Source organism: Ramlibacter cellulosilyticus, from assembly GCF_014297465.1.
GTDB classification, from domain to species: domain Bacteria; phylum Pseudomonadota; class Gammaproteobacteria; order Burkholderiales; family Burkholderiaceae_C; genus Ramlibacter; species Ramlibacter cellulosilyticus.
This window is the reverse complement of the sequence record NZ_JACORT010000002.1, coordinates 1-12,413: the sequence shown is the minus strand read 5'-3', so window position 1 is coordinate 12,413 and position 12,413 is coordinate 1. Positions and strand designations below refer to the sequence as shown.

Annotated in this window: 14 protein-coding genes; 6 read left to right on the top strand and 8 right to left on the bottom strand. The window is 68.9% G+C overall.

What is annotated here, in order from left to right:
• Positions 1–29 precede the first annotated feature (29 nt).
• From H8N03_RS05985 to hpaR, 8 genes are all read right to left on the bottom strand, one after another.
• Entirely contained in the window at positions 30–836 is an 807-nt protein-coding gene (locus tag H8N03_RS05985) for an HpcH/HpaI aldolase family protein (RefSeq protein WP_187075249.1), read from the bottom strand.
• A 10-nt stretch (positions 837–846) separates the two neighbouring features.
• The gene (hpaH, locus tag H8N03_RS05980; RefSeq protein WP_187075248.1) at positions 847–1,650 is read right to left on the bottom strand and encodes a 2-oxo-hept-4-ene-1,7-dioate hydratase; all 804 of its coding nucleotides are present in this window, start codon (positions 1,648–1,650) and stop codon (positions 847–849) included.
• A complete protein-coding gene (locus H8N03_RS05975) occupies positions 1,647–2,051 on the bottom strand; it encodes a 5-carboxymethyl-2-hydroxymuconate Delta-isomerase (protein WP_187075247.1) in 405 nt (134 codons plus the stop codon). The genes hpaH and H8N03_RS05975 overlap by 4 nt, the downstream gene beginning before the upstream one ends.
• A gap of 17 nt (positions 2,052–2,068) precedes the next feature.
• Positions 2,069–2,995 carry a 3,4-dihydroxyphenylacetate 2,3-dioxygenase gene (hpaD, locus tag H8N03_RS05970; protein ID WP_187075246.1) on the bottom strand — a complete coding sequence of 309 codons (927 nt, stop codon included), beginning with the start codon at positions 2,993–2,995 and terminating at the stop codon, positions 2,069–2,071.
• 84 nt (positions 2,996–3,079) lie between these two features.
• A complete protein-coding gene (gene hpaE / locus H8N03_RS05965) occupies positions 3,080–4,540 on the bottom strand; it encodes a 5-carboxymethyl-2-hydroxymuconate semialdehyde dehydrogenase (RefSeq protein WP_187075245.1) in 1,461 nt (486 codons plus the stop codon).
• Between the two features lie 4 nt (positions 4,541–4,544).
• Positions 4,545–5,300, bottom strand: coding sequence for a fumarylacetoacetate hydrolase family protein (locus H8N03_RS05960; RefSeq protein WP_187075244.1), 756 nt, complete (start codon positions 5,298–5,300; stop codon positions 4,545–4,547).
• Complete coding sequence (locus H8N03_RS05955; RefSeq protein ID WP_187075243.1) at positions 5,297–5,920, bottom strand: fumarylacetoacetate hydrolase family protein; 624 nt, start codon at positions 5,918–5,920, stop codon at positions 5,297–5,299. The genes H8N03_RS05960 and H8N03_RS05955 overlap by 4 nt, the downstream gene beginning before the upstream one ends.
• Positions 5,917–6,348, bottom strand: a complete 432-nt coding sequence (gene hpaR / locus H8N03_RS05950; protein WP_187075242.1) for a homoprotocatechuate degradation operon regulator HpaR — start codon at positions 6,346–6,348, stop codon at positions 5,917–5,919. The genes H8N03_RS05955 and hpaR overlap by 4 nt, the downstream gene beginning before the upstream one ends.
• A 117-nt stretch (positions 6,349–6,465) precedes the next feature.
• Between hpaR and radA the strand changes: the two genes are divergently transcribed.
• The 6 genes from radA to waaF all read left to right on the top strand — a co-directional run bounded on the left by radA (position 6,466) and on the right by waaF (position 12,143).
• Positions 6,466–7,851, top strand: a complete 1,386-nt coding sequence (gene radA / locus H8N03_RS05945) for a DNA repair protein RadA (protein WP_187075241.1) — start codon at positions 6,466–6,468, stop codon at positions 7,849–7,851.
• A 28-nt stretch (positions 7,852–7,879) separates the two neighbouring features.
• Positions 7,880–9,427 (top strand): BCCT family transporter, encoded by a 1,548-nt coding sequence (locus H8N03_RS05940; RefSeq protein ID WP_187075240.1) that lies wholly within the window; start codon positions 7,880–7,882, stop codon positions 9,425–9,427.
• A complete protein-coding gene (locus H8N03_RS05935; RefSeq protein ID WP_187075239.1) occupies positions 9,424–9,846 on the top strand; it encodes a glycerate kinase in 423 nt (140 codons plus the stop codon). Before H8N03_RS05940 ends, H8N03_RS05935 begins: the two co-directional genes overlap by 4 nt.
• A 39-nt stretch (positions 9,847–9,885) precedes the next feature.
• A complete protein-coding gene (locus H8N03_RS05930; protein WP_187075238.1) occupies positions 9,886–10,824 on the top strand; it encodes a branched-chain amino acid transaminase in 939 nt (312 codons plus the stop codon).
• A gap of 4 nt (positions 10,825–10,828) precedes the next feature.
• The gene (locus H8N03_RS05925) at positions 10,829–11,053 is read left to right on the top strand and encodes a zinc-finger domain-containing protein (RefSeq protein ID WP_187075237.1); all 225 of its coding nucleotides are present in this window, start codon (positions 10,829–10,831) and stop codon (positions 11,051–11,053) included.
• Positions 11,054–11,153: 100 nt separating this feature from the next.
• Positions 11,154–12,143: a lipopolysaccharide heptosyltransferase II gene (waaF, locus tag H8N03_RS05920; RefSeq protein ID WP_187075236.1), complete on the top strand. Its 990-nt coding sequence runs from the start codon at positions 11,154–11,156 to the stop codon at positions 12,141–12,143.
• The last annotated feature ends 270 nt before the right edge of the window (positions 12,144–12,413 follow it).

Here is a 12,413-nt window from a genome sequence, read left to right as displayed (position 1 = left end):
GCTTGGTGGGTCGATCAGGATAACGGGTGTCAGTAGTTGCCCTTGGCGGCCGGCGCGTCCGCGCCCTTGAACTTCGCGGCCAGGGCGCCGGTGGATTTCACCATCAGGTTGCTGTCGGTGCCCACCGCGATGAAGGTGGCGCCCATCTCGATGTGCTTGCGCGCGAGCGTCTCGTCGAGCGTGAGGATGCCCACGGCCTTGCCCGCCTTCCGGATGCGGGCGAACAGGTCCTCGTGCAGCTTCATCATGTCGGCATGCCACGGGTCGCCGACATGGCCGAAGGCGGCCGACAGATCCGAAGGGCCGATGAACACGCCGTCGACGCCTTCGACGGCGGCGATGGCGTCGACGTTGCGCACGCCTTCCTGCGTCTCCACCTGCACCAGCAGGCAGATCTCGCGGTTGGCTTCCTTCGCGTAGGCGGCGTTGCGGCCCCAGCCGGAGGCGCGGGTCGCGGCCATGCCGCGGATGCCGTCGGGCGGGTAGCGCATGCAGCGCACCAGCTCGCGGGCCTGTTCGGCGGTCTCGACCATGGGCACGAGCAGCGTCTGGATGCCGACGTCGAGGTACTGCTTGATCAGCGCCTGGCCGACGTAGCCGTGGCCCATCGGCACGCGCGCGATGGCGTGCACGCCGGGATAGGCCGCGATCACCTGCGACTGCTGCAGCAGGTTCATCGGGTCGTTGGGCGTGTGCTCGGCGTCGAGCAGCAGCCAGTCGAAGCCGGCGGCGGCGCAGATCTCGGTGTTGAGCGGGCCGAGCAGGCTCACCCACAGGCCGACCTGCGTGCGCTTCTCGGCGATGGCCTTCTTGAAGGCGTTGACGGGGGTCTTCATTCTTGTCTCCTCAGGCGAAGCGGAACTGGAAGCGGCCGAGCGGCCCGTAATCTGCGTCGAACCGGTCGCCGCGTTTCGCGGCGACGGGGCGCGTGAAGGAGCCCGCGAGCACGACCTCGCCGGCCTCGAGGCACTCGCCCCAGGGCGCGAGCTTCTGCGCGAGCCACGCGATGCCCACGGCGGGATGGCCTTGCACGCCGGCGGCGAGGCCGGTCTCCTCGACCACGTCGTTCTGGCGCAGCACGGCGCCGACCCAGGGCAGGTCCACCTCGCCGGGCTTCACCTTGCGGCCGCCCAGCACGATGCCGGCGTTGGCGGCGTTGTCGCTGATCGTGTCGTACACCTTGCGCATCGCCTTGGTGTGGCGGTCGAACTGCTCGATGCGCGCGTCGATGATCTCGATGGCGGGCTGGACGTAGTCGGTGGCTTCCAGCACGTCCTCCACCGACACCTGCGCGCCCTGCAGCCGGCGCTTGAGGATGAAGGCGAGCTCCACCTCCACGCGCGGGGCGATGAAGCGCTCCGTGGGGATGTCGCCGGGCGCGAAGAACATGTCGTCCAGCAGCGTGCCGTAGTCGGGCTCGTCGATCTGGCTGGATTGCTGCATGGCCCGCGAGGTGAGGCCGATCTTGTGGCCGCGCACCTGCCGGCCTTCGGCGATCTTCATCGCCACCCAGGCACGCGAGACGGCGTAGCCGTCCTCGATGGTCATGCCGGGATGGCGCCTGGAGAAGTGTTCGACCTGCTTGCGCGACTTCTCGCTCTCGTGCAGCTCGCGGGCGAGCGCCTCGACCAGTTCGGGGGAAAAGCTCATGGGTTGAAGAGGGGGTGCAAGGTGCTGTGCTTGGCGTCGTAGACCTGGCCGGGGCTCTCGTCGATCTGCACGGTGATGCCGATCAGCTCCTGCGCGAAGATGGGCGCGAAGTGCTGCTTCACGACCTCCGTGAGCCGGTCGCCCGCCATCTTCTTCACCGCGTCGCTGCGCCCCGCGCCCATGCGGATGTTCACGTAGACGAAAGCATAGTCCCCCTTGCCGTCGGCCACCGCGTAGTGCGCCGCCGGATACGCGAGCACGCGCGTCCCGCCGGTGGGGAACACCTGCCTGCCCTGCTCGTCGAGCACCGTGAGCATGCAGTCCGCCAGGCTGCGGCACAGCGCGCTCACGTCCGTCTTGCCCTCGATGTTGGGCGTGTAGAGGATGACGCAGTGGGGCATGTCGTCGGATTCCGGTTTCAGAGCCGCTGCGCGATGTTCGTGTAGCCCTCGGCCGACGACGCCTGCGCCTTCGGGACCGCGCTGCCGCTCACCGGCGTGACGGGGAACACCGCGTTGATCTGCCCCGTGCCCGAAGCGCCGAAGTAGGGCGTGACGACTTCCGCCTGGCCCTGGTACTCGGACCAGCCGAGCGCGCCGAGCAGCATGGCCGTGTCGTGCATGAAGCCTTCGCCATGGCCCTTGGCCGCGTACTCGGGCAGCATGCCGCAGAACGTCTTCCACTCGCCGGCCTCCCACATGCGCACGACCTCGTGATCGAGCTGCTCGAGGAAGGGGCTCCAGATCCTGAAGGCGTACTCCGGCGCGAGGCCGTTCTGCGCGAAGCGATGCGACAGCGACCCGCTCGCGAAGAAGGCGACGGTGCCGTCGTAGTGGTCTTCCACCGCGCGCCGCATCGCCCAGCCGAGGCGGGCGCTGTCGTTCAGGTAGTGCGCCTGGCACAGCGCCGACACCGAGACCACCTGGAAATGCTGGTCCCGGTTCATGTAGCGCATGGGGACGAGCGTGCCGTATTCGGGTGCCAGCGTCGTGCGGTCGTGCGCCAGCGTCTCCACGCCCCATTCGTTGCAGGCTTCCGCCAGCAGCTTCCCGAGCCTGGGGTTCCCGGGGAACTCGTACTCCATGTTGCTGATGAAGTGCGGCAGTTCGTTGCTGGTGTACAGGCCCTTGAAGTGCGGCCCGCAGTTCACGTGGTAGTTGGCGTTGACCAGCCAGTGGGTGTCGAAGACCACGATGGTGTCCACGCCCAGCGCGCGGCAGCGCCGGCCGATCTCGACGTGCCCGTCGATCGCGTCCTGCCGCGTGCCCTGCCGGTCGCCCGGCAGCTCGCTCAGGTACATCGAGGGGACGTGCGTGATCTTCGCGGCGAGTGCCAGCTTACCCATGGCTATTCTCCCGGCTGTTTGGCCCTCCCCTTGAGGGGAGGGTCGGGGTGGGGGGAGCCCAATGACCCCCTTGGGGGGTGGCGTTCACGCCACTCCCCAGTGAGGAATGTGGTGTGAACCGAGAGACACCGCGATGTTCTTCGGCTCCAGGAACACTTCGTAGCTCCAGGTCCCGCCTTCGCGCCCCGTGCCGGAAGCCTTGGTGCCGCCGAAAGGCTGGCGCAGGTCGCGCACGTTCTGGCTGTTGACGAAGCACATGCCCGCCTCGATGCCCGCCGCCACGCGGTGCGCGCGGCCGATGTTCTCGGTGAACACGTAGGAAGACAGGCCGTAGGAGATGTCGTTGGCGATGCGCACCGCATCCGCCTCGTCCTCGAAGGGAATCAGGCAGGCCACCGGGCCGAAGATCTCGTCCTGCGCGATCTTCATGCGGTTGTCCACGTCGGCGAACACGGTAGGGAGCACGTAGTTGCCCTTCTTCACCCGGTCGGGCAGCAGCGGCGCATCGAGGCCGCCGCACAGCAGCGTCGCGCCTTCCTTCGGGCCGAGCTCGATGTAGCTGCGCACCTTGGCGAGATGGCCTGGCGAGATCATCGGCCCGACGATGGTCTTCTCGTCCAGCGGGTCCCCCACGGCGATCTTCTTCGCCCGCGCGACGAAGCGTTCCACGAACTTCGCGTAGATCGGCTTCTGCACCAGGATGCGGCTGCCCGCCGTGCAGCGCTCGCCGTTGTTGGAGAAGATCATGAACACGGCGGCGTCGAGCGCGCGTTCGAAGTCCGCGTCGTCGAAGACCACGAAGGGCGACTTGCCGCCCAGCTCCATCGAGAACTTCTTCAGCCCTGCTTCCTTGACGATGCGGTTGCCCGTCGCCGTGGAGCCGGTGAAGGAGATCGCGCGCACGTCCGGATGGCGCACCAGCGGTTCGCCGGCGTCCTTGCCGTAGCCGTGCACGATGTTGAGCACGCCGGCCGGGATGCCCGCCTCCAGCGCGAGCTCGCCCAGGCGCGAGGCCGTCATCGGCGAGAGCTCGCTCATCTTCAGCACCGCGGTGTTGCCGAACGCGAGGCAGGGCGCCACCTTCCACGTCGCCGTCATGAAAGGCACGTTCCACGGCGAGATCAGCGCGCAGACGCCGACGGGGTGGAACAGCGTGTAGTTCAGGTGGGTCGGCGTCGGGTACGTGTGGCCGTCGACGCGCACGCACATCTCGGCGAAGTACGAGAAGTTGTCCGCCGCGCGCGGCACCAGCTGCTTGCCGGTCTGCGCGATCACCTGCCCGGTGTCGTTGGTCTCCATCTGCGAGAGCTCGGGCACGTGCCGCGCGATCAGCTCGCCCAGCTTGCGCACCAGCTTCGCACGGTCCGTGGCAGGCAGCGCGGCCCACTTCGGGAAGGCTTCCTTCGCCGCCGCGACGGCGGCGTTCACTTCGGCCTCGCCGCCGGAGGCCACCTCCGCCAGCACTTCCTGCGTGGCGGGATTGACGGTGGTGAAGTAGTCGCGGCCGGCAACGGGCTTGCCGGCGATCAGGTGGTCGATCCGCATGGTGTCAGGAACTGCCGATGGTGTTCATGAGGGCGCCGATGCCCTCGATCTCGGTGACGACCACGTCGCCCGGCTGGCAATCCACCACGCCGTCCGGCGTGCCGGTGAGGATCAGGTCGCCGGGGTTCAGGGTCATGAAGCCGGAGAAGTATTCGACGAGGAAGGGCACGTCGAAGATCATGTCCTTCGTGCTGCCTTGCTGCGTGACCTTGCCGTTGACGGTGGTCTTGAGCGCCAGCGCCATCGGGTCCGGCACGTCCGCGGTGTCGACCAGCCAGGGGCCGAGAGCGGTCGCGCCGTCGCGGTTCTTCACGCGCAGGTTGGGCCGGTACCAGTTCTCCAGGTAGTCGCGGACCGCGTAGTCGTTGGCGATCGTGTAGCCGGCGATGAAGCCGTAGGCGTCGCCGCGCTTCACGTTCTTCGCGCGCTTGCCGATCACGACCGCGAGCTCGCACTCGTAGTGCATGAACTTCACGCCCGCCGGCCGCTTCGTGGCCTGCCGGTGGCCGGTGAGCGCCCGTTCCCCCTTGAGGAAAGCCAGCGGCTCCTTCGGCGGCTCCTTGAACGCGAGCTCCTTCGCGTGGTCCGCGTAGTTCAGGCCCAGCGCGATGACCGTGCGGGGACGGTCCACGGGCGCGAGCGGCGGCAGCCACTGCACCTGGTCCTGCCACAGGCGGCGGCCGTCCTCCAGCACGACCTGGCCGTCGCGCTCGGTGGCGTTGTGCACCATGCCGTTGACGATGACGCGCGCGCGCTTCATGCGGCCTCCGCGACGAAGGTGTTGGTGAGCGTGCCGAGGGCGGGCATCTTGATCTCCACGCAATCGCCGGCGCGCACGAGCGGCCGGCCCACGTCGCAACCGAGCATCAGCATGTCGCCTTCGCCCAGCGTCATGAACTCGCTCACGTCGGCCAGGAGCTGGTCGGCCGGGCGCACCAGCTGCGAGAAGCGCACGGTCTGCTTCAGTTCGCCGTTGACGCGCACCTCCAGCTTGAAGACCGCCGGGTCGCCCGCCTCGTTGCGCGCGCGGATGCGGTCGCCGATGCCGAGGAAGCCGTCGCGGCAGTTGAACTTCACCGGCGGGCGGTAGAAGCTGTCGTGCGGGATGGTCACGTCGTTCATCAGCACGAAGCCGGCGATCTCGCGCGCGGACTTCATGACCATGGCGACGGTGGCGCCGACCGCGACTTCCTGCACGCCGGCCGGGATGGCGATGCTGCCGCCGTTCTCCGTCCAGGTGTTCGCGGGTTTCACGTACAGCACGGGCGCCTGCGGCGGCCCGTCGTACGGCGCCTGCTTCATCTTGTCGCCCAGCGCGTCCAGCTCGCCGCGGAAGTTCATCAGCGTGCCGTAGACCGTGCCTCTCCTGACCAGGCTCATGGGTTTTCCAGTGAGATGAGTTCGTCGAGCAGCCCATAGAGCTGCGCCAGTTTCTGCTTGCCCAGCGACTTCTCCAGCCACTGGTAGTGGCCTTCGACGGTGTGCGACAGGCGCTCGACCATCTTGCGGCCCTTGGCGGTCGCTTCGACCACCGTCCGTCGCTGGTCCGAGGGGTCGCGCTCGCGCCGCACGAGGCCGTCGCGCTCCATGCGCGCCAGCACGCCCGTGAGGCTGGGCCCGAGGATGTAGGCCTCTCGTGCTACCCGCCCCGTCTCCACGGTGCCGTGTTCGCCGAGGACCCGCAGCACCCGCCACTGCTGGTCCGACAGGCCGTGCTCGCGCAGGCTCGGCCGCGTGTGGGCCATCACGGTTTCGCGGGCCTGCAGCAGCAGGCGCGGAAGGTTGCGATGGGTGAAGGTGGTGCTCATCCGTGGTGCTGCGCCCGGACCGGACGCGCTTGATATTTAACATGTTAAATGTTCGGCGCGATCCGTCAAGCGGGGCAACCCCGCGCCCGTCCGGGTGTCCGCCCCTACACTCGGCGGATGGCGAAGGACAAGACGGTCTACACGTGCAGCGAATGCGGCGGCAGCACGCCCAAGTGGCAGGGCAAGTGCCCGCATTGCGAGGCGTGGAACACGCTCGTGGAGGGCGTGGCGGAACCGGCGGGCGCCGCCCGTCACCGCTTCGCCTCGCTGGCGCCCGCCTCCGAGGTCGCCGTGCTGGCGGACATCGACGCCGCCGACGTCGCGCGCACGCCGACGGGCATCGATGAACTCGACCGCGTGCTGGGCGGGGGCATCGTGGAAGGCGGCGTCGTGCTGATCGGCGGCGACCCGGGCATCGGCAAGTCCACGCTGCTGCTGCAGGCCCTCGACGGCCTGCAGCGTGCCGGCGTGCCGACGCTCTACGTCACCGGCGAAGAGAGCGGCGCGCAGGTCGCGCTGCGCTCGCGGCGCCTCGGCCTCGACGACTCGCAGGTCAAGGTGCTCGCGGAGATCCAGCTCGAGAAGATCCAGGCGACGGTCAACGCGCAGCGGCCCGCCGTCGCCGTGATCGACTCCATCCAGACCGTGTATTCGGACCAGCTCACGTCCGCGCCGGGCTCCGTGGCGCAGGTGCGCGAATGCGCCGCGCACCTGACGCGCGCCGCCAAGGCGGGAGGCACGACCATCGTGCTGGTCGGCCACGTCACCAAGGAAGGCGCACTGGCCGGCCCGCGCGTCCTGGAGCACATGGTGGACACGGTGCTCTATTTCGAGGGCGACACGCATTCCAGCTTCCGCCTGGTGCGGGCGATCAAGAACCGCTTCGGCGCGGTGAACGAGATCGGCGTCTTCGCGATGACCGAGAAGGGACTCAAGGGCGTCGCCAACCCGAGCGCGATCTTCCTCTCCCAGCACAGCGAACCGGTGCCGGGCAGCTGCGTGCTGGTCACGCTGGAAGGCACCCGGCCGATGCTGGTGGAGATCCAGGCGCTGGTGGACAGCGGCGGCCCCAGCCCGCGGCGGCTGTCGGTGGGCCTCGACCGCGACCGCCTCGCCATGCTGCTGGCGGTGCTGCACCGCCATGCGGGCGTCGCCTGCATGGACCAGGACGTGTTCGTCAACGCCGTGGGCGGCGTGCGCATCAGCGAGCCGGCGGCCGACCTGGCGGTGATGCTGGCCATCGCGTCTTCGCTGCGCGGACGCGCGCTGCCCAAGGGCTTCATCGCGTTCGGCGAAGTGGGCCTCGCGGGCGAAGTGCGCCCCGCGCCGCGCGGCCAGGAGCGGCTGCGCGAAGCGGCGAAACTGGGCTTCTCGATCGCGATCGTGCCGAAGGCGAACGCGCCCAAGGGCGGGCGTGCCGCCCCGCGCGAGCTGGAAGGCCTGACCATCCATCCCGTGGAGCGCATCGAAGAGGCGCTGGAAGTGGTGCGCGGCCTCGCCTGAAGGCGGGCGTGCATCCGGAAGGATTGCCATGCAATTGTTCGTTTCGGCCGGGCTGATCGGCCTCGTGGTCCTCTGGGGACTGCTATCGCCCGCCACGCTGGACGCCGCCGTCAACGGCGCGCTGGCCGTCATCACGCGCAACTTCGGCTGGCTGTATCTGTGGGTCGTGCTGGGCCTGGTGCTGCTGGTCGTGGTGCTCGCGTTCAGCCGCTACGGCGACCTCAAGCTCGGCGACGAGGACGAGGAACCGCAGTTCTCCACCACCGCGTGGTTCTCCATGCTGTTCGCCGCCGGCATGGGCATCGGCCTGGTGTTCTGGGGCGTGGCCGAGCCGCTTTCCCACTACGGCACGCCGCCGCCCGGTCTCGTGACCGGCACGCCCGAAGCCGCGAACGCCGCGATGCGCTACGCCTTCTTCCACTGGGGGCTGCACCCGTGGGCCATCTACGGCGTCGTGGGGCTGGCGATGGCGTTCTTCCAGTTCCGACGCGGCGGGACTTCGCTGGTGAGCACCGCGACGGAGGCGCTGCCCTGGCGCATCGTGCAGAAGGCCTCGCCGGTGTTCAACGTGCTGGCGGTCGTCGCGACCGCCTTCGGCGTGGCCGCGTCGCTGGGCATGGGCGCGAGCCAGATCAACAGCGGGCTGAACGCCGTGTTCGGCGTGCCGATCGGGCGCTGGTCGCAGGCCGCCATCATCGTCGTCACGGCGGTGCTGTTCATCGGCTCGGCGCTCAGCGGGGTGGACCGCGGCATCAAGTGGCTCTCCAGCGCGAACCTGGTGCTCGCGGGGCTGCTCGCCCTGGCCGTGCTCCTGCTCGGGCCCACGGTGGCCGTGATCGACACCTTCACGACGACCCTCGGCGCGTACCTGAGCGAGCTGGTGCGCATGAGCCTGCGCACGACCCCGTTCCGCGAAAGCTCCTGGGTGGGCGACTGGACGATCTTCTACTGGGCCTGGTGGATCTCGTGGTCGCCCTTCGTGGGCCTCTTCATCGCGCGCGTCTCGCGCGGGCGCACGATCCGCGAGTTCCTCCTCGGCACCGTGCTCGCGCCCACGCTCGTGGGCTTCGCCTGGTTCGCCATCTTCGGCGGCACGGCGCTGCACATGGAGATCTTCGACCACGTGCCGCTCGCGGCGGCGGTGAAGGCTGACGTCTCCACGGCGATCTTCGCCATGTTCGACGCCATGCCGTTCGGGGCGGTCATGTCGGTCGTGGCCACGGTGCTGGTGGTGGTCTTCTTCGTCACGTCCGGCGATTCCGCCACGCTGGTGCTCGGGATGATGAGCACGGGCGGCAACCCGAACCCGCCGGCGCGGGTGAAGCTGGTGTGGGGCGTCCTGGTCGCCGCCATCGCGCTGAGCCTGATGCTTGCCGGCGGCCTGCGAGCCGTGCAGACGGCGACGATCATCTTCGCGCTGCCTTTCACGGCGGTGCTGGTCCTGCTGGCCGTGTCCGTCGTGCGGGCCATCGGTGACGACTGGCGCGAGGAACGCCGGCGCGAGCGTGCGCTGCGCCGCCGCATGCAGGAGCTGATGCGGGACGGGGTCCGGGGCGTGGACAATCGGGCCCCATGAATTTCCAGAAGATCGTGCTGCCCGTCCTGGGCGTGGTCGTCGTGGCCGTCGCGTGGCGCGCCTACGGCTGGCCGGGCGTCGCCATCGCCGTGAGCGGCATCGTGATGTGGATGCTGCTGCACTTCACGCGCATGATGAAGGTGCTGCAGCGAGCCTCCAACCGGCCGGTGGGCTACTGCGACAGCGCCGTCATGCTCAATGCCAAGCTGCGCCCGGGCGTCAACCTGCTGCACGTGGTCGCCATGACCCGCGCCCTCGGCGAGCAGGTCAGCCCCAAGGAGCAGCAGCCGGAGGTCTATCGCTGGACCGACGGCACGGCCTCCACCGTCACCTGCGAGTTCGCCCACGGCAAGCTCGTGAAATGGGAACTCTTCCGCCCCCAGGCCGACGCCGGTCAGGGGGAAACGGCCGCGCCGTAAAATGGCCGGTTCCGCGATTCCACAGCACAAGGACCTCCCATGAGCCCGGTAGTACCCTCGATGGCCGACCGCGACGGCAAGATCTGGATGGACGGCGAGCTGGTCGACTGGCGCGACGCCAAGATCCACGTCCTCACCCACACCCTGCACTACGGCTGCGGGGCGTTCGAGGGCGTCCGTGCCTACAACACCGTCAACGGCACGGCGATCTTCCGCCTCCAGGAGCACACCGACCGCCTGTTCAACAGCGCCAAGATCCTGCGCATGCAGATGCCCTTCTCGAAGGAGCAGCTGAACGAAGCGCAGAAGGCCGTCGTCAAGGCCAACAAGCTGGAGAGCTGCTACATCCGTCCGCTGGTGTGGATCGGCTCCCAGAAGCTGGGCGTGAGCCCCAAGGGCAACCAGATCCACTGCATGGTCGCCGCCTGGGCCTGGGGTGCGTACCTGGGCGAGGAAGGCATGCAGCGCGGCATCCGCGTCAAGACTTCCAGCTACACGCGCCACCACGTCAACATCACGATGACGCAGGCCAAGGCGGTCAGCAACTACAGCAACTCCATCCTGGCGAACATGGAAGCGCTGGACGACGGGTACGACGAGGCGCTGCTGCTCGATAGCTCCGGCTTCGTCTCCGAAGGCGCCGGCGAGAACATCTTCGTGATCAAGGACGGCGTGATCTACACGCCCGACCTGTCCGCGGGGGCCCTGAACGGCATCACGCGCAACACGGTGTTCCACATCGCCAAGGACCTCGGCATCGACGTGGTGCAGAAGCGCATCACCCGCGACGAGATCTACATCGCGGACGAAGCGTTCTTCACCGGCACTGCCGCCGAAGTGACGCCCATCCGCGAACTGGACCGCGTGCAGATCGGCATCGGCCGCCGCGGCCCGGTCACGGAGAAGCTGCAGAACGCCTTCTTCGACATCGTCAACGGCCGCAATCCCAAGTACGCCCACTGGCTCACGCGCGTCTGATCCCATGAGCACGACTACGAGGAAGGAAGCGGTCGTCGAACTGGTGGCCAGGGACCTGAACGCCAACGGCGGGATCTTCTGCCCCAGCCCCAAGGCGGACATGAAGCTGTGGAACAGCCATCCGCGCGTGTACCTGGACGTCGCCCAGAGCGGCGCGGCCAAGTGCCCGTATTGCGGCACGGTGTACAAACTGCGTGAAGGCGAGCATTTCGGCGGCGGCGGACATTAACCGCCCCGAAGCGGCCTGCGGCCGCCTCCCCCCAGGGGGCGCCCCCAGCGGCCCGGCAAAGCCGGAGCCGCGGCGGCGCTGAGGCAAACCGGGCGCATTCATGAGTCAGTCTCTCATCATCGCTCCGCAGTGGATCGGTGACGCCGTGATGACCGAGCCGCTGCTGCGCCGCCTGCGGGCGCGCGGCGAGCGGCTCACGGTGGGCGCGCTGCCCTGGGTGGCGCCCGTCTACCGCGCCATGCCGCAGGTGGACGAGGTGATCGAGTTCCCCTTCCGGCACGGCGGGCTGCAGCTGCGCGAACGGCGTGCCCTGGGCAGGCAGCTCCAGGGCCGCTTCGCGAACGCCTACGTCCTGCCCAACTCGATCAAGAGCGCGCTGCTGCCTTTCCTGGCGGCGATCCCCCGGCGCGTGGGCTACCTGGGCGAGGCGCGCGTCGGCCTGCTCACGCACCGCCTGAAGAATCCCGGGGACAAGCCGCCGATGGTGGCGTTCTATTCGGCGCTGAGCGGCGAAGCCGGGGTGGACACCGACCGCCCGCGGCTGGCGCTGCCCGACGCGCAGGTGGACGAGGTCGTGCGCGCGCAAGGCCTCGTGCGCGGCGGTTACGTCGTGATCGCGCCCGGTGCGGAGTACGGCCCGGCGAAGCGCTGGCCGCACTTCGGCGCGTTCGCGGCACGGCTCGATCGTCCTGCGGTGCTGCTCGGATCGGCGAAGGAGGCGGAGCTGTGCGATGCCATCCTCGCGCAGGCGCCGCACCGCTGCGTCAACCTCGCGGGCCGCACCTCGCTGATGGAAGCCTTTGCGCTGATTGCGGGCGCGGGCCACGTCGTGAGCAACGACTCCGGGCTGATGCACGTCGCGGCGGCATTCGGCGTGCCGCAGGTCGCGCTGTTCGGCTCGTCGAGCCCGCTGCACACGCCGCCGCTGAACGAGCGGGCGCAGGTCGTGTGGCTGAAGCAGGACCCGGAGTACACGCCGCCGCTGGATTGCGCTCCGTGTTTCCAGCGGGTGTGCCCGCTGGGGCATTTCCGGTGCCTGAACGACGTGCTGCCGGAGCGGGTCGCGGCGCTGGTCGCTGGGGTGCGCTGACGCGCAACCCAGCCTACGGGAACACGAGCGTCGCGGCGCTGGTGCTGGGGTGCGCTGGCGCGCAACCCAGCCTACGGGAACACGAGCGTCGCGGCGCTGATGCTGGGGTGCGCTGGCGCGCAACCCAGCCTACGGGAAGACCGGCGTTGAACTTGACCCTCTCCGCGGACTGGTAAACGGTTGATTCTCCAGCCTTAGATCAGCAGTGGCGCAGGGTTTTCCAGGGCGGCGGGCGGCGCTTGCGACGAACCGGCCGCCGCGGTGGGAAAC

What these genes read in the sequence shown, in the direction of transcription:
- H8N03_RS05985 (WP_187075249.1), bottom strand. Translation starts at nt 836, where the DNA reads ATGAAGACCCCCGTCAACGCCTTCAAGAAGGCCATCGCCGAGAAGCGC.
- hpaH (WP_187075248.1), bottom strand. Translation starts at nt 1,650, where the DNA reads ATGAGCTTTTCCCCCGAACTGGTCGAGGCGCTCGCCCGCGAGCTGCAC.
- H8N03_RS05975 (WP_187075247.1), bottom strand. Translation starts at nt 2,051, where the DNA reads ATGCCCCACTGCGTCATCCTCTACACGCCCAACATCGAGGGCAAGACG.
- hpaD (WP_187075246.1), bottom strand. Translation starts at nt 2,995, where the DNA reads ATGGGTAAGCTGGCACTCGCCGCGAAGATCACGCACGTCCCCTCGATG.
- hpaE (WP_187075245.1), bottom strand. Translation starts at nt 4,540, where the DNA reads ATGCGGATCGACCACCTGATCGCCGGCAAGCCCGTTGCCGGCCGCGAC.
- H8N03_RS05960 (WP_187075244.1), bottom strand. Translation starts at nt 5,300, where the DNA reads ATGAAGCGCGCGCGCGTCATCGTCAACGGCATGGTGCACAACGCCACC.
- H8N03_RS05955 (WP_187075243.1), bottom strand. Translation starts at nt 5,920, where the DNA reads ATGAGCCTGGTCAGGAGAGGCACGGTCTACGGCACGCTGATGAACTTC.
- hpaR (WP_187075242.1), bottom strand. Translation starts at nt 6,348, where the DNA reads ATGAGCACCACCTTCACCCATCGCAACCTTCCGCGCCTGCTGCTGCAG.
- radA (WP_187075241.1), top strand. Translation starts at nt 6,466, where the DNA reads ATGGCGAAGGACAAGACGGTCTACACGTGCAGCGAATGCGGCGGCAGC.
- H8N03_RS05940 (WP_187075240.1), top strand. Translation starts at nt 7,880, where the DNA reads ATGCAATTGTTCGTTTCGGCCGGGCTGATCGGCCTCGTGGTCCTCTGG.
- H8N03_RS05935 (WP_187075239.1), top strand. Translation starts at nt 9,424, where the DNA reads ATGAATTTCCAGAAGATCGTGCTGCCCGTCCTGGGCGTGGTCGTCGTG.
- H8N03_RS05930 (WP_187075238.1), top strand. Translation starts at nt 9,886, where the DNA reads ATGAGCCCGGTAGTACCCTCGATGGCCGACCGCGACGGCAAGATCTGG.
- H8N03_RS05925 (WP_187075237.1), top strand. Translation starts at nt 10,829, where the DNA reads ATGAGCACGACTACGAGGAAGGAAGCGGTCGTCGAACTGGTGGCCAGG.
- waaF (WP_187075236.1), top strand. Translation starts at nt 11,154, where the DNA reads ATGAGTCAGTCTCTCATCATCGCTCCGCAGTGGATCGGTGACGCCGTG.